The sequence below is a fragment of the Rhodopirellula halodulae genome (assembly GCF_020966775.1).
GTDB classification, from domain to species: domain Bacteria; phylum Planctomycetota; class Planctomycetia; order Pirellulales; family Pirellulaceae; genus Rhodopirellula; species Rhodopirellula halodulae.
Genome location: NZ_JAJKFV010000002.1, coordinates 295694 through 312580 on the forward strand (window position 1 = coordinate 295694; position 16887 = coordinate 312580).

Below are 16887 nucleotides of genomic sequence, written 5' to 3' on the forward strand. Positions count from 1 at the left end.
CGCCAAACAACTTCTGAACCACAACAGCCGACCAGCTCGAGCCTTGCAGTGGTTCTTGCTGCTGTCGGTGAGCTTTGCGCTGTCGGGGGTACTCGTGGTCCCAGCTCCCAAAGTGACAACCGGACAGAGTACGGAGCGATACCCATGTGAGAATTGCCCTTGCGGTTGCTCGTCCGCAGACTTCTGCTGGGACAAATGTTGCTGCCACACGGATCAAGAAAAGCTTGTGTGGGCCGAACAGAACAATGTGAAGCCTCCCGATTTCTTGATGACGAGAGTGGCAATTGCCGAGCAAACTCGCACAAATTCAGCCGAGAGTTCTTGCTGCCACTGCTCGAATTCGCGATCTGGAAACTGCGACGTCCGTCAAAACGACCGAGACGTCCCGAGGTCAGCGGCAACATCAGGCGGGGTCAAAACCGTGTTGATGTGGAAGGCAGAAGAATGCCGTGGCTTGAAGCATTTGTGGAATTTGGTTGCGGCTGCTTACGTACAACCGTTGAACGATTCATTCACTGTTGACCCACCACTATTGGGCCGGCTCGCCTTTTTTCACGAGGACGCCGCCTCGTATCTCATTTCGCCGGACCCGCCGATTCCGTAGGTGGATGATTTCAAATCGCAATGCCCGTCCAGCGGCGATTCGCCTGGCATTGGTACAGATTTCGTGCATCAACAGGGCAACTGCCGGTCGTCAACATGTTTGACCGGACAGGGTCTGTCCGTATGTCGGTCGATGCCATCGAAGAAGTCATGGACTGGTTTGCGTCCACCATCAAACGTCACCGCTCACGTCATCCATTGACTTGAGAGAGTCGCTTCGTGCGTGTCGACATCTCGCGTGCCGCAAAAGCACCGCGTGGAGCGAGGTGACCGTCGATCGATCTCCGCATGCATCCAAAGTTGGATTTTGACTCCGCTTGGAAGCTGCCTGCGCTGACGTTGTGTCCACTGATCATTCAACTTTCAAAATCACTCAAATCTCATGTCACTTCATCGAACAAACACGAGTTCGCGTTTCGCGTTCACACTCGTCGAGTTGCTCGTGGTCATCGCCATCATTGGCGTCCTTGTCGGTCTTCTGTTGCCGGCCGTGCAATCCGCTCGCGAAGCAGCTCGACGAATGAGCTGCAGCAACAACATGAAGCAGATCGGACTCGCACTGCACATGCACCACGACATTGTGAACTACTTTCCTTCCCAACGAGACCAAGCCGAGGCGCCGGTTCCGGCGAACCAGCAGTCTTTCTATCGCTGGGGGCCCCTTGGACTATTGACGCCCTATCTCGAACAGTCCGCGATCTACCAAGCAATTGACCTCAAAAAACCGCTCTATCTTTTCTCGATGGGGCCGCCGCCCGGCGTCACCACGCACCCTGACTTGGGTGAAGAGGTTGCCACCAAGGTGCCGACATTCTTGTGCCCGAGCGACGTCAACGATCGCGTGAGCGAAGACTGGGGAGCGACGAACTACCACGCCAACAATGGCACCGCACAAGACGGCGGAATCTATGTCGACTGCGACGGACTGTTTTACATCGACTCACGGAAACGATTTCGTGACATCCTCGATGGGACCTCACACACAGCGGCTTTCTGCGAAACTCTGATTGGTTCCGGTTTGCCCGACAGCACTCGTGGAGAAGCCAATCAAACCGCCGAGAGCGTCAATGCCTCGGTTTGGAACGCGGCTTCGCCAACCATCGAAGATTCCTGGTGCCTCAACGATGCCAGCCCCGTGATCTTCAAACGAGGCGAGAAATGGGCAGATGGATCCGTCAATGACTCGGGCTACCACCACTTTCGAGCGCCGAACTCAATCGTGAACGACTGCTACTCACGGTATGCAGCCATCAAAAGCGGCCGCAGTCGTCACACGGGTGGCGTCACGGTGTTGCTCGCGGATGGATCCGTGCATTTCGTAACCGAATCCATCGACGCCAACGTTTGGCGTTTGGTCGGCTCCATCGCTGACCGAGAAGTCGTTCCTGAATTCTGATTCCCGCCGGCCCACTTTGACCAATTGTTCCTCTTGTGCCAGCTTCCATGGCTGGTCTCCGTTCAATCCCGACAACTCTTTTTTAGAGCAATAACATGCCTTCGATCTTGATATCCATTTTGATTCTGACGACGACGGCGGTGGAAACCTGGCCTTCCTTTCTAGGGCCGACTCCATCTTCGCTTGACGCTTCTCAACTGCCGCTGAAATGGAGCCCAACAGACGGTATTTCTTGGACCGCCGAGATTTCTGGTCACGGGCAATCCAGCCCGGTGATTTGGGGTGACAAGCTCTTCGTAACCAGCACCGATGGTCCGGAGAAAGACACCTACTTCGTCTCGTGCTTTCGAACGACCGATGGCCAGCAACTTTGGTCGCACAAATTTCCCAACAGCGTGCCTGTCGCCAACAGTTACTACGTCAGCCGTGCCGCACCGACACCAACGGTCGACGCAGAACGTGTGGTGGCATTCTTTGAAAGCGGTGATTGTCTGGCTCTATCACACGATGGCGAAGTGCTGTGGCAACGAGACCTGTCCAAAGACTATGGCCCCTTCGTCGCAGAATTCGGCCTGGGAGCCTCTCCTTGCCAAACCGAGGACTCGGTCATCTTGTTGTTGGAACACGATGGCCCGAGTTGCCTGCTTGGGCTCGACAAACGAACCGGGCAAACGCTTTGGAAAACCGAACGCGAATCCACGCGGAGTTGGAGCTCACCTGCGATCGTGCGTATCCATGACATGCCCCAGGTCGTTGTCAGTTCGGGCGGCGGTGTGGACGGTTACGACCCGCATACTGGTGAACAGCAATGGCACTTCGATGACATCGGCGGGAACACGGGCTGCACCCCGATAGACCGCGGCGAAGGCCGGTTCCTTGTCGGTGCATCGCCGGGTCGCAATGGCGAAAACGCTGGCTCGGCGGCTCAGTCCAACTGCATGATCCAGGTGACGCACGATGGTGACCAATACCTTGTAAAGAAACTCTGGATTGCCGAAGGTGCCGTCCCGTCCTGGGCATCCCCCATCGCTCATCAAGGTTTGGCGTATTGGATCAATCGCGCCGGCGTGGTTCATTGCTTTGACACCGAAACGGGCGAGAAGGTCTACACCAAACGGACCGAACAATCATGCTGGGCGACCCCATTGGCGATCGGCGATCGGATTTACCTGTTTGGAAAAGACGGGCTGACCACCGTGCTCCAGGCGGGTCCCGAGTTCAAGGTGCTGGCTGAGAATCAAACTTGGGATCCCGAAAGCCTGCCCAAAGAGTCGTCGCTTCCCGAAGAGAAAGACGAGCGGCGACGCCAAGCCAGCGCCATGTTCAGCAAACCCACCCTGTACGGGTACGCAGTGACTTCCGACGCAATTTTTGTTCGCGTGGGGAACGCCATTCTTTGTTGTGAATAGAATGCTCAGCATCGGAACGACTTTCCCAATTCCCAACCGAAGCGGACAACAGATGAATCGTTGGACAACTTGCGTCATTGCCAGTCTCACGTGCCTTTGTATTGCTGTGCAAGCGCAGGCTCACTATCTGTGGATCTCGGTGAAGCAAGGCACTGACGACACGCAAGTCGCCAACATTTACTTCGAAGAATCGCCCCATCCGGGCGATGGCTCTTACATGGACCACTTCCTCGGCAAGAGCGACGTTTGGGTCCGAACGGTTTCGCAACCAATGCCATCCGCTGTCGCCGCGACGGAAGTCAAAGAAGGTGAGAATCGATGGATGCGTTCAACGATGCCACGCGCAACGGAATACAGTGTCGATGCATACGGCAAGTTTGGGGTGTACAGCTATGGGAAGACGAAAGTCCTGCTGCACTATTACGCGAGAAACCTGTCCGTCGAGTCTCATGACGCCATGCATGAGCTGGGACATGCCGAACAAATGGATTTCGACTTGGTTCCGCACGAAGTGGGTGACACCCTGGAATTCACCTTGCTGTGGCAGGGAAAGCCCGTTGCGGATCGAATGGTCTTCATTCGTGGAGCCGATGGCTTACGCATAAATGTTTCGACCGACGCGAAGGGTCGTGTTGATTTGCAGCGTCCCGCGTCTGGCAACTTGACCCTCCGAAGCAGTGTCGAATTCGACACTCCTGGCGAGGATGACGGCGAAGCCTACGAGAAGGTGCGTCACAACATCACCCTCGTCATGCCTCTTTGATGCGTCTGCGCAACTGGGGGCATTTGAGTTGTCTTGTGCCCGAACAAGCTCAAACGTTTGGGAGTGCCCCCGTGCGCTTTCGCGAGTCAACGATCGCGAATCAACGGCGGGTCTTCGCGAGCGTGAACTCGGTTAGAATGAGCCGGTCAGCAACCTTTATTCAACCGGCCCATGACCTCGCCCTCCTCCGACAAACAATCGACTCCGCAACGCACCAATCGAACGGGTATTCCGCTTCGTCGAAAGATTCTGTTCAGCGTCATTCCAGTGCTTCTTTTCTTCGGCGTGCTTGAAGGAATGTTGCGTCTGGTTGGTTTTCAAGCCAACCAGGGCGTGGAACGGATGGAGTTCACCTTTCCGATCGACGACTACAACGAAAGTGCGCCGCAGCCGTTCCTGGTTCGTGACGAGACATTGTTCTGGCGTCCGAAAGCCGGCGTGATGGACCACAACTCAAAGGGCTTCTACGGACCTGAGTTTGAAGCGGAAAAGAAACCAGGCGTTTTCCGAATCGTGTGCCTTGGCGATAGCTGCACCCACTTTGGCCCCGATTCCTATCCCGACATGCTGCGCATCTATCTGGATGAAACGGCCCCCGGGAAATTCGAGGTCATCAATGCCGGTGTGATCGGCTACACGTCGTTCCAAGGACGACGACTGCTAGAGTCCGAGGTGTTGAAGTGGTCGCCCGACCTTGTGACGGTGTACTTTGGATGGAATGACCACTGGTTGGCGCGAGGCCGACAAGACAAAGACCAGAACGTCGAAACCTCTGTCGTGATGAACGCGTTGCAAGGTTTTCGAGTCATCCAATTCGCGTCGTACACACTGGGTGGACTGAGCAGCCAGACCGGCAAAGCAAAACGGGTGGAACTTGACGACTATCGCGAGAACCTCGCTCACATTGCAACGCAGTGTCAATCGCAGAATATCGCGACTTGGTACATCACCGCACCCCATGCGTTTGATTTGGGCATTCCGCCGTACCTGGTTGAATCAGGAGAAATCTCCGACCAAAGGTCGCTGATTCCCATGCACCGAAGCTACAACCAAGTTGTTCGCGAAGTCGCACAAACCAAGGAAGCAACGCTGATCGATCTCGCCGGCGAAATGGATCAAATGAACAAACAAGAGCTGTTCATCGACGACCACATTCACCTGTCTCGCACCGGCAAGTTCTATCTCACCAAACGAATCATTGAGACGTTGGAAACCAACAACATCCTTGCTGAACGACCAAACGCTGAACCGTCGGCACCCGGAACCGACTGAATTCATCGCGTGTTAGACTTTCCGTAACGACCTTCTCGGAGAGCCGATGCAATGACGATGGTGAGTTTTGTACTTTTCAGCGACGACGTTGAAATTCCTGAAGAGCGTTGGCAAACGGCGTTCGGGGATGACTTGCCATTTCGAGTCCGTGTCGGCGAAGTCTCGTGCAACGAATCCGGAATCGTCGAATTCAGTTTGGAAACGGACTCTTCAAGCCAAACGAATCCGGGCTCCATCATGCTGGCACGGATGCCTGCACTGGAACGAGATGAGAATGCCCCACCCGCCGCGTTGTGGCCGGACTTCCAATCAGACATGGCGGCTCAGCAAAGTCACTGGATTGTGACAACGTTCGGATCGGATCTTAGCTTGGTCGAGGAGGCGTTGCTGCTAACGCATTTCACCAATTCAATTCTTCAAGCCTTCCCATCCGCACTGGGAGTCCTTTGGAACAAGCATGGTCTTCGGGTCAGTGCTGAGAACTTCCAAACCATCGTCGGTTCGCTGGAGCCCGATGGTCTGCCGACTTCTGTTTGGATCGACATTCTAGTTGTTCCCGCTTCACAGGCGGGTGGTAAACCAGTCGCGATGACCACCGGAATGGATGCATTTGACTTGATGGAAATTGAATGCGTCGATTCACCTGAACCGCCTAATGAAATCCATCGGCGGATCGAAGGCGTTTGCGAATACTTGCTGAATCACGGACCGATCTTAAAACACGGCCACACCATCGGCGAGTCAGAATCCGAACGCATCGCCATCGTGCATGGTCAATCAGCCTTCGGACGTGAAGGCAAAGTCATGCATCTTGTCTACGCAGACGCGGAGTCACAAGGCAATGCCTCCACCTTGGCAACGACCTTGACTTTGATCGGCCTTCCTGCCGCGGCGCTCGCCATGATTGGTGGCATCGTCTACGCCGTTGGCATGTTGACGCGCGGCCCTGACACCAAACCCCCGTCCGTCGTTGCTTCGCCCACTGAACAAACCGCTTCCACACCGACCGATGTCGTGTCGACGCCAGTGCCATCGATTGTCCCCGATCCCCCGGCGGACGCCGCCACCGTCGTCCAAACGCAATTGTTGAATCAAGCTGTCGATTGGTCCAACACGAAGGAGATCGACCTGACTGTCGATGATTTTTGGCAGTCAACCGAGGGCATGCGGGACTTCGAAAGTTTTGTTGCGAGTCCTATCCAGGTTCCCTTGGATGATTTGGATGGCGTTCGCATCGCCAAACCGCTCGTCAATCCCTTTGCCCATCACGCGCTTTTGGTGGCGACTGGATCCACAACATCCTCCCGCGTCAACACTCGTGTCGCGGTGGGCGATCTCGAATCAGGCCAGATTCTTCAATCAGTGACGGTCGCTGGCGTTTCCGCCCAACCGTTGGCCTATTCGGCATCTTGTCAAATGGCCTGGATGTCCGCTGGCCGGCAATCCGAGATGTTGCAGGGATGGCGTTTACATGAAGACCAAGTTGAACAGAGCAAACCGTGGGATCCGTTTCAATCCGTTCCCGCCCCGCGACTTCCCGAACGCCGTTTGCGAACGTCCGGCATTCGATTTGTTTACCCAATGGCCAACTCAACACTGGTCGTGGGAAACACAAATGGACACGTCGTCATCTGGAACATCGAGACGATGGCACCTGTCGCCCATTACCACGTGGGCAACCGACCGGCCTGGGCGGTGACTGCCAATGGACATTTGCTTGCACTCGCAACCAGCTCTGAATTAACCATCGTTGATGTGCGAACCAATGAACTGGTCGCTAAGCGTTCGCTCGCTGATTTAGGCTCCATCAGTTGGCCCAAACTTGACTTTTCCCGAGACGCTTCGGAACTTTTCCTTTCCTCCGTTTCTCGCATTGTAATTTTGTCGGCCGATGACGGTTCGATCACGGACGACTTCACCGTCGGTGGGCTCTCAACCAGCAATGGAGCAATTTTCGTGGACCGCGATCAAGTGTTGGTCAACGGAACCCATCTCATTTCACGAACCACTCAACAGACCGTCCGACGATTGAGCGGTTTGGGTGTTCCTATCAGCTTCGATCGTTACACCTACGCTATGTCCCACGATGCTTCCGCAATGGTTCTTTGGCCGCTGGAACTACCGACGGCATTGGACGCCACAGATAGTCGCGACCCAATGGTCTTAAAAACCAGTGGTCTTGAGTCGAATTGACCAGACTATCCTGTATTGCGCTGCCGACAATCCCTTCATGAATGAACAATCAACACGCTCGGCTTTGCTTACGATTTCGACGTCCCGTTCTGGAATGATTGAATGAATCGCGATGCGATCGTTGGATGCATTTTGGGTACCGCCATCGGTGATGCGATCGGGTTGCCTTACGAAGGTGTATCCCCGGAACGAGCACGGCGTTTACTTGGACCACCGGATCGCCATCGATTTGTTTTCGGGCGAGGAATGATCTCCGATGATACCGAGCACACCTGCATGGTCGCTCAATCGTTGATCGAGAGCGACGGGGATGTTGAGTTGTTTGCCAAGCGGTTCGCCTCGCGACTAAGGTGGTGGGTGATTGCTTTGCCTGCGGGCGTTGGGAAAGCAACGGCTCAGGCTGGTTTGAAACTTTGGCTTGGGGCGAGCCCAGAGAAAGCAGGTGTGTACTCAGCTGGGAACGGCCCCGCGATGCGAGCGGCTCTGTTTGGCGCCGCCATGGATGACCGAGCCAAGATGCTTGAGTTTGTCCGTGCGTCGACTCGCCTAACACACACTGACCGAAAGGCGGAGTTCGGCGCGATTGCGGTCGCACTCGCAGCTCAGCATGCTCGCCAGAACCCAACTGTCGACGCGGAGCGTTGGTTGACAGAGGTGGCCGACGCTTGCGGCGAATCAGCTTCCGAGCTGATCGAACTGCTGCGGCGTGCGATTCACAGCGTAAAAGTGGGTGAGCTGACCACAGATTTTGCGAGGTCAATCGATCTGAAAGACGGGGTGTCCGGCTACACGTATCACACCGTCCCTGTCGCCGTGCATGCTTGGCTATCGCATTCAAAAAATTTCCGAGCCGCAATCCGTTCGACCATTGAGTGCGGTGGGGATGCCGACACGACCGCAGCGATTGTTGGAGGAATCGTCGGATGCGGGGTGGGAGAAAGCGGTCTGCCCGACGACTGGTTGAGCCGGATCAAAGAACTACCACGCAGCGTTGACTGGATGCAATGCCTCGGCGAAGCATTGGCTGACACCATGGAAGGCCATCCTCCGAAGAATACACCATCGATCAACCCCATCACCGCATTGACTCGTAACTTGTTCTTCTTGTCGATCGTTCTTTTTCACGGATTCCGCCGGCTCGCTCCACCATACTGATCAACGCGAACTGAGTGTCTCGTTCGTTGAAACAGAAACGCTGGTTGGTTGCTCCGTTGGACTTCTCACGCAACTCGGTGGCGTAGGACTTTCCGTCGGGCTGCAACACACTGTCCATGATCTTGACCCAGCAGTCGCGTGTGGTTGAACGAATTGAAATTTGTTGTCAGACGATGGGTCGAACGAACTCGATCGACACAGAGTTCCACTTCGACACAACCACATAACCACGCCGCATTGCATTTATCCGCTCAGTGCTGGTGTGGGGCGACGTTGTAGCGGCCAATGTTGTCCCACTTCCACCGCTGTCTTCGGTACGTGAGTTGCGATCCAGGTGTCCTCCATGGGAACTCAAATCGAACGTCAACGTTGATGTTGTCTTTGGAAGAAGTCGGACCATGGGTGTGTATTTGCACGGGTTGTACCTGATGGTTGATGAAGCTTTTTCCTTCGGTTTCGCTTCGAGCTGAGTTCGTACCGACCGCTCATCACCCCATCGAAGATGGACTGGACGAACAGTATGAAACGATCTTTTTCACGGCAAAGTTTGGCATTGCTTGCCGCAACGGCGTTCGCAATGCCGGTCGCGTTGACGATGGCTCAACCCCCCGAACCAGGGCAAACGGGGACGGGGTTTCAAGACGAATCTAAAACGCTGCAAACGCGGTTGGATGATGCAAATGACTCCCAAGCTGAAAGGCAAGATGAGGAGGGGCTGGACTACCTTACGCGCGGACCTCTGCACGAAGCGTTCGCCGATCCGTTTGACCGTGACCCCGAGCCCAATCCATTTGCGCCGAAGCAACCCCCGGCGCCCATTGATGAGATGCCACCGGAATACCGACCGGAGGGCGACAACGTACAGTGGATCCCCGGTTATTGGGCGTGGGACGAAGAGCAAGAAGACTTCCTGTGGATCAGCGGTGTTTGGCGGGATATGCCACCTCAACGTCGTTGGGTCGCGGGGTATTGGGAGGAGGCTGATGAGGGATTCCGCTGGGTGAATGGTTTCTGGACAGAAACCAAGAACCGGGAGGTAGCTTATCTACCATCACCGCCCGAGTCGGTCGAGCAAGGACCATCATCGCCATCCCCAAGTGACAACCACTTCTACATTCCCGGGAATTGGGTGTATCAAGACACGGACTATCAATGGCAACCTGGTTTTTGGCCAGGGCACAACCCGGATGGGTCTGGGTTCCTTCGCAGTATTACTGGACACCCCGCGGATGTGTGTACCGAGCAGGTTACTGGGATTATGACTTGCCAAATCGCGGCATCGTATTCACCCCGGTGCATTTTCGCGACCGAGTCTACACACGTCCGAACTACGTGTACCGACCCCGCTACACAATCGACACCACGGCCGCATTACTGGTCAATCTGTTTTTGCGTCCCGCAACCAATCGCTACTACTTTGGTGACTATTACGGACGCGGTTACGCCAACAATTACTACCCTTGGGTCAATTACGGTCAGCGCTCGCGAGCCTATGATCCGCTGTTTGCCTATTACTCCACTCGCGGCGTAGGACGCAATGCGACGACGCTGGATTGGATCAATCGTCGCTACAACTACTTCGCGACAAACGACGGACTTCGACCACCCCGCACTGTTGCCGCCCAACGTCAATTCTTGCGTAACAATTTGGAAGGCAACGCAAACGTGGACACGGGAATTTTGCGTGTTGCGGCGGTCGCCGACAACTTGACCAGTTTGGCGAACGACGGTGCGTCTGGTATGCGATTGCAAAGACTCCAGGACTCGCAACTGGAGGACGTGCGGCGTCAAATTCGTCAGTCAACGAATGAGCTTGTAAATCGTCGACGCGAGATTGAATTGCAAACCGATACCAACGCGGACGTTGATTCGAACGCCGCGTCCGCAAATACAGAGGCCAACGCCGAGGCTCGCGGAACATTGGAGCTGCCGGACTCGGTCAACGCGTTGGCGGGAGATGATTCCAACGGGAATCGTCGAAACGAAACACGTCGAGAAGAGAACGCACTCGCCGACGCAATTTCGGGATCGGACGGCGAACGCGACGAGCGTTCGATGCGGGATGCTGGTGGGGAACTTCGGGAGCGTTTTGAGGCAAGACGCGAACAGCTCGAGGACGCGGCAGAAGATTCCGCTGACCGTGCCGGACAAGCCATCGAAGACACGGGGGAGCGATTGGAACGCTCCAACCAAGCCATGCGAGGTCGTTTGCAGGGCAATCGCGAAGACGCTGAGGACCTTGGTCGCGACGAAAATATCCGTGATTCGCTTAACGGCGCACGTCGCGAGACGGCCGAACGTGCCGGCGATGCTGTGGAGCGTCCGGATACGAATCGCCCCATGGAACGAAATCCGCTCGAGGACTTGAGAAATGGCCTCGACGGAAATCGCGGTGGTTCGCAAGCCAGCGATCTGCAACAGCGATTGCAACAGCTTCGTCAAGAGGGGCGTGCCCGACCTGAGCGACCTTCTGATTGGCCCGGTCGCCAGCCGCGTTCGGATCGAGGCAATGGATTGCCTGACTTGCCACGTCGGGGAAGCCAATCGGTCGATCCAACCCGAGCCAACCTTCCGGGTGTCGGCGACGCGCTCAACCGTGGTGTCGGGAATCTTCCCGGTTTGGGAACACCCGACAACGGTCGCAGAAACGCGGGTGGGAATCGCGGTGGTGGCAACGGTCGCGGAGCCAACGCTGGGGCGGCGGCTAACGGAGGCGGTGCCAACCGCGGTGGCGGCAGCATTGGAGGAGTCATAGGCGGCGCTCTTGGTGGCGACTGAATTGATTTTGCTTCACACTCAACTCGCTGGGGGAAACTCTGGCGAGTTGTTTTTTTGCGTTGATCTCCAAAATTCATCCAGCGATCCACCAGCCGCTTCCGCGATATCAATTACCGTGCATGGTCGTTTCCAGGACGATGCGATGGCGTTGGATAGAATGCCAGAGCTTGGTACTCAGCGGTCAAGCTAGAAGTCGCGTTGGTATTCACGAACGATCCGATTCGCACAACTCCGATAACTGGGCAATTGTTGATGAGTAAAACGCTTCCTTCCTTCCTTGCCTTGCTTGTCATTTTTGGTTGGTTCACTCTGAACCTGCATGCAAAAGATCCGATCAGCAATCAATTATCGATGGCGATCGAGAAATCAGAAACAAAAGGAAGCTACCGCTGGGTATCCGAGAGTGAGTTGGAAGGTCAATCAGGATTTCGTCCGGGAGCGATGCGTGGTACTACGGTCGCCGATGACATGATTGCCCTTTCGATGTCATTCGGTTCGCGTGACTTGCAAATTTTTATTGATGGAGAGAAGGCAGCGGTAACGGATCGTGATGGCCGCTGGGAAACGATTGCGATGAAGGCCCAAGGTTATTCCTCGGGAAAATTCTCGGCTTCGATCGCTCGGAACGTCGAGACGCCCGTTGAGGAACTGAAGAAGCTCGTGCCTTTGCTGACATCTCTTCGGACAGAAGACGATTGGATCGTTGGCGACTTGCCCGCAAATGCCGCGGAAGATCACCTTGAAATACGACGCGGTGGTGAGACCGTGCGTCGTCCCACAGGGATCGTGCGATTTCGCATCAACCATGGTTCATTGATTAAATATGTGGTCCGCGCGGAAGCGGAACTTGTGAATGAGGATCGAACGAACAAAGTCAGCCGCACAAAAACAATTCAGCTACGCGATGTCGGTACGGCGAAGTGGGATGTGCCCGATGGAGCGAGTGAAGCACTTCAACGGCCAATCAAAAAATCCGAGCCGAGACTTTCCGAGGCGGCGGAGGCCTCTCTGCTGAAAGCTCGCGGCAAGCGAGACATCGGGGTCCATGACCCATCGTCCATCGTCAAATGCGATGGTGAGTATTGGTTCTTCTCCACGGGAACCGGTATCTATTCCTGGCATTCACAGGACCTACAAACCTGGAAGCGAGGCCCCAGAGTTTTTTCGGGAACAGCGACTTGGGTCACGGAGATGATTCCCAGCCAACGTGGCCACTACTGGGCACCGGATATTATTGAGCTGGGTGATCGCTATTTGCTTTACTATTCCGTGTCGAGTTTTGGCAAGAACACATCAGCGATCGCGTTAGCTTCCACAACCACGTTGAATCCGAACGACCCGGCGTTTGGGTGGACCGATGAGGGCATCGTGATTCAGTCCACCAGAGATGATGACTTCAACGCAATCGATCCCGCTTTGATTCAAACCCAGTCAGGCGAACTTTGGATGTCGTTTGGGTCATTCTGGAGCGGCTTGAAGCTGATACGGTTAGACCCGCAGACCGGCAAGCGTGATGCTGCCGTTGGAAAACTTCATTCCATCGCGAACTATCGTCAGATTGAGGCGCCGCACATCTATCAGCATGACGGTTGGTTTTATCTTTTCGTCAATTGGGGCAAATGCTGCAGCGGCGTCGATAGCACCTACAACATTCGAGTGGGCCGAAGCCGAGAAATCACCGGCCCATACTTGGACCAGGATGGGGTGGACTTGGCTAACGGAGGCGGCACTCTATTGCTGGAAAGTGAGGGGCCGTTCATTGGTCCGGGACACGCAAATGTGCTTCACGAAGATGACCACTTCTGGCTCAGTTGCCACTACTACGATGGGACCGAGAGAGGCCGTTCGCATTTCTCCATTCAAGAAATGACTTGGTCAAAGAAAGGCTGGCCAGAGGTTGCGACGCTTTCGGCCAGCGATCTGGCGCCTGTTCACGACGATCTCAAGCGGGAGCCCGATCGGTAGCCGATGTTCCGAAGGAAGACGCAAACCTTCGCGGTGATAGATTTCGTTGACCACCACTGTAGGGTTCAACCAATTCTCGCATTCCGGCTCACGACCAGGGTCATCTTGCGAGCGACGTTGATCTCCGTCACGGTTGGTTGGATGCTGCTGTTTCTGACGGAACCTTCTTACCGTTCGATGCCTGCGGAGCAAAGAGTCCTTGCGTCAGGGTTTCAAGCCATGTCAGCCCTCACCACCGTTGGCTTCAACACGACTTCCATCGGCGAATTAGCACTCGGACCGACATTTTTAATACTATTGATCATGATCGTCGGTGCATCGCCCTTAGGGACCGGCGGCGGCTTGAAGTCCACTTCCGTCTCGGCGGCCATCGCCACGACGATGAGCACCCTTCGAGGACGTGACAAAGTGACTTTTTAGGGCTGTGAAGTTCCGGCTCACCGGCTCTCTTCGGCTTTCGCGTCGCTGGTTTTCCACGTGGCGATCTTTTTCCTGGGAGGATTCTTGCTGCTGTTGTTACAAACAGAAAGCCCATTCGAAGATGTCATCTTCGAAGCTGCGTCAGCGTTGGGCACCGTCGGGCTATCTCGAGGACTCACCGGCGAGCTTCAGCCTTTGGGGAAATGTGTTGTGATCGCGTTGATGTTCATCGGACGCGTTGGCCCCATCACCTTCGGTTTGGCTTTGGCTGCCGGGGCTCATGAATTTCGTGAACGCGATGACTTGGCTGTTTAAGGCCGAAGTCCTGTCTGGATACCAAAGACGTTTACCTTGATGTGCTGCGGGTTCACAAGAGATTCCAAGCATCTCTCGCATAGAAAAGAGAGGTCATCTCGCGACGCACTTTGACACCAGCCAAGCACGCACGTCAATTGATTCGGCCATCATCAAGTGCGGTTGTCCATCGAATCGAAATCCAAAACCATCGCCCATGGTGTTCAACGCTTCATCGCAAATTGCGGGTGCAAGCTTCCAAGGCGGATGATCGATCTCACCGCGATAGACATCGCCGCGTCGATTGACGCTGTAGAGGCAATACCGAGCGGTCAACCAATGCTCCAGAGAACCCGGCTTGGCTTCCGTATAGTCGCCGGCTGCTCGATAGCTCGCGTCGTACACCGCGGAAGGCTCGCCACGGTGCGTTCGTTCACTTCGGTAAAAGATCTCGCCTTTGGTTCCTCGTGCAAGCGACATTGTGGCGTCCATGTAGGGAAGGTTGAATGTCGCACGAGCCGTACGGACCGCGACTGGACTCTCGGCATCCAGTGAAAAGAACCAAACACCTGGCTTCCCATCGATGGTGACATAGGTCCTCACGTTGAGTTCAAGAAAACGACTCAAGCCGGGAATTGGGGGACATAGTCGCGGGGCAACGTTCGACATCAGAAACGGAACCACACCCGCCCAGGCTTTCCCTTCACGAGTGTCGAGCGTGATGCCTTGCGGAAGTCGTCTGGCAACAACCTCGGGTTCAATTGGCCAGTGCGCAAACAGCAGCTCCGACCAAGTCATCTTCATCACCCAAGGCTGTCTCGGCAAAGGCCAAGTTCGATCCGATTTATTCTTCATGCCTTTCTCCCGACGCTCGTCCGAGTTCCATTGCGATCAAATCGTTCTGTCCAGAACACCGCCAAGTGACCGCCGAATCGTGGGGCAGCCTGCCCAACATAACCGCAAGACCGAACGAATGATTCAGACGCGTCGAAGTTGACCGGTTCTCCCCTTCGCTAAGTCCACGACTGCAACGACAAATCGGTCTACAAACGACCGTCGGCGTCATGTTCAAGCCAGTCGATTACAATCCTTGGTTGAGAACGAGTCTGGGACTTGCCGTGACTCGAGAAGACTGCTGTGAACGTGTCACCGAAGGCGAGGAACACAATTTGACGAACCGCGAAATTGACCAAAAGGCGGCGATCATGATCGTTATCGAACACTTCGGAAACATCCCACCAGGCACCAAGTGCTCCGCCGTGTTCTTTGACTCCGAGAAAATTCGACGGGAGAAAGATTTCCACGCCAGACTGTACAGTGAGAACGGCGTGCATGACGCTGAGGTTTTGCGAACCATGGTCGATGCAAATGTTCCGGATGAACCTTACTGGTTGGTGTCGCTCAAGACCGGCGATGCAAGCCTCGCACAAGCAACTCGCCTGCACCGCGTCGATGCACGTACCGGCAAGGTCCTTCCCGAACCGGCTTGAATCAAACGATCGCGATGTCCTTTTATAAAACGCTCGTTCGGCCGTTGCTCTTTCAACTGAACGCAGAAACTGCGCATCACTTTGCTGTCGAAGGATGTCGATGGGCGAGCGTTGTTCCTGGCGTCACACACGTCACGCGGCTGTGTTTGGAATCTCACGATCCCGTCTTGGAAACCGAAGTCGCCGGCCTCCGGTTTCGCCATCCAATCGGGCTCGCCGCGGGGTGGGACAAAAGCGGGCGAGCGCTGCGAATGTTGGACGCGATGGGATTGGGTGCGATTGAAATCGGATCCGTCTCGGCGAGAAGCTCCCAAGGAAATCCAAAACCTCGGCTGTTCCGGCTACCGGAGGAACACGCTGTCATCGTGAATTACGGTCTGCCCAATGAGGGTGCCGATGCAGTTGCCTCTCGAGTCGCTTCGCATCGTGGTCGCGTTCCGATTGGAATCAACATCGTCAAAACGAACGACGGGCCACACGCTCCGGCTTGCGATGCCGACGAGATTCTGAGCGACTACGAACGAAGCGCAACGTTGCTTCATTCGCATGCTGACTATCTGATGCTGAATCTCAGTTGCCCCAATGCCAAAGGCGGCAGGAGCTTCTTCGCTGAACCGGGCAACGTTGAACGATTGTTGCAGCGACTTCAGCCGATGCAGTTGCAAGTGCCAGTCTTCCTCAAAATCTCGCCGCACGACGAAACCGCTCAATTCGACAGCTTGCTAATGCAATGCGACCGTTTCAAATTCGTTCGTGGATTCTGTTTCAACCTGCCGTCGACCAAGCCAAAGATGTCGGTGGCTCCTGAGAGCTTGGTCGACAAACCGGGCGCGGTGGCGGGCCGGCCCGTTGCTTCGTTGATCAACGGATGCATCGCGGAGTTGTATCGCCGTATGGATCGCGAAAGATACGCTATCATCGGTGCGGGAGGAGTCTTCACCGCACAAGACGCCTACGACAAGATCCGACTGGGGGCTTCGTTCGTTCAGATCTACACGGCCATGATCTACGAAGGTCCCGCCATCACAAAACGCATTTGCCTGGGACTGGCGGAACTGTTGAAACGGGACGGTCACAGCAACGTGACCCAAGCCGTGGGCAGCGCGCACGAATGAGCCTTCGAGGAATCATTCCATTACTGGAGCAGAA

General features: G+C 55.3%; 11 protein-coding genes and 2 pseudogenes. 12 read left to right on the top strand and 1 reads right to left on the bottom strand.

Annotation, left to right across the window (positions count from 1 at the left end):
- Window positions 1–985: 985 nt before the first annotated feature.
- The 10 genes and pseudogenes from LOC70_RS01715 (at window position 986) to LOC70_RS01760 (ending at window position 14269) form a co-directional block, all read left to right on the top strand.
- Complete coding sequence (locus LOC70_RS01715; protein ID WP_230251530.1) at window positions 986–1999, top strand: DUF1559 family PulG-like putative transporter; 1014 nt, start codon at window positions 986–988, stop codon at window positions 1997–1999.
- Between the two features lie 95 nt (window positions 2000–2094).
- Window positions 2095–3408, top strand: a complete 1314-nt coding sequence (locus LOC70_RS01720; protein WP_230251531.1) for an outer membrane protein assembly factor BamB family protein — start codon at window positions 2095–2097, stop codon at window positions 3406–3408.
- 52 nt (window positions 3409–3460) lie between these two features.
- Complete coding sequence (locus LOC70_RS01725) at window positions 3461–4171, top strand: DUF4198 domain-containing protein (RefSeq protein ID WP_230251532.1); 711 nt, start codon at window positions 3461–3463, stop codon at window positions 4169–4171.
- Window positions 4172–4342: 171 nt separating this feature from the next.
- The gene (locus LOC70_RS01730; protein WP_230251533.1) at window positions 4343–5443 is read left to right on the top strand and encodes an SGNH/GDSL hydrolase family protein; all 1101 of its coding nucleotides are present in this window, start codon (window positions 4343–4345) and stop codon (window positions 5441–5443) included.
- Window positions 5444–5500: 57 nt separating this feature from the next.
- On the top strand, window positions 5501–7636 hold the full coding sequence (locus tag LOC70_RS01735; RefSeq protein ID WP_230251534.1) for a DUF4261 domain-containing protein: 2136 nt from the start codon (window positions 5501–5503) through the stop codon (window positions 7634–7636).
- A 102-nt stretch (window positions 7637–7738) separates the two neighbouring features.
- Window positions 7739–8791, top strand: coding sequence for an ADP-ribosylglycohydrolase family protein (locus LOC70_RS01740; protein ID WP_230251535.1), 1053 nt, complete (start codon window positions 7739–7741; stop codon window positions 8789–8791).
- 826 nt (window positions 8792–9617) lie between these two features.
- Window positions 9618–9698 (top strand): annotated as a pseudogene (locus tag LOC70_RS24565) (hypothetical protein); the annotation flags it as partial.
- Between the two features lie 245 nt (window positions 9699–9943).
- The gene (locus tag LOC70_RS01750; protein ID WP_230251902.1) at window positions 9944–11569 is read left to right on the top strand and encodes a hypothetical protein; all 1626 of its coding nucleotides are present in this window, start codon (window positions 9944–9946) and stop codon (window positions 11567–11569) included.
- A gap of 252 nt (window positions 11570–11821) precedes the next feature.
- Window positions 11822–13534 (top strand): arabinan endo-1,5-alpha-L-arabinosidase, encoded by a 1713-nt coding sequence (locus tag LOC70_RS01755; RefSeq protein WP_230251536.1) that lies wholly within the window; start codon window positions 11822–11824, stop codon window positions 13532–13534.
- Between the two features lie 3 nt (window positions 13535–13537).
- Window positions 13538–14269 (top strand): annotated as a pseudogene (locus LOC70_RS01760) (potassium transporter TrkG).
- Window positions 14270–14362: 93 nt separating this feature from the next.
- Here LOC70_RS01760 and LOC70_RS01765 read toward each other — a convergent pair.
- Window positions 14363–15103 (bottom strand): YqjF family protein, encoded by a 741-nt coding sequence (locus tag LOC70_RS01765; protein ID WP_230251537.1) that lies wholly within the window; start codon window positions 15101–15103, stop codon window positions 14363–14365.
- 350 nt (window positions 15104–15453) lie between these two features.
- Between LOC70_RS01765 and LOC70_RS01770 the strand changes: the two genes are divergently transcribed.
- On the top strand, window positions 15454–15738 hold the full coding sequence (locus tag LOC70_RS01770) for a hypothetical protein (protein WP_390888983.1): 285 nt from the start codon (window positions 15454–15456) through the stop codon (window positions 15736–15738).
- Window positions 15739–15752: 14 nt separating this feature from the next.
- On the top strand, window positions 15753–16853 hold the full coding sequence (locus LOC70_RS01775; RefSeq protein ID WP_230251539.1) for a quinone-dependent dihydroorotate dehydrogenase: 1101 nt from the start codon (window positions 15753–15755) through the stop codon (window positions 16851–16853).
- Window positions 16854–16887 lie beyond the last annotated feature (34 nt).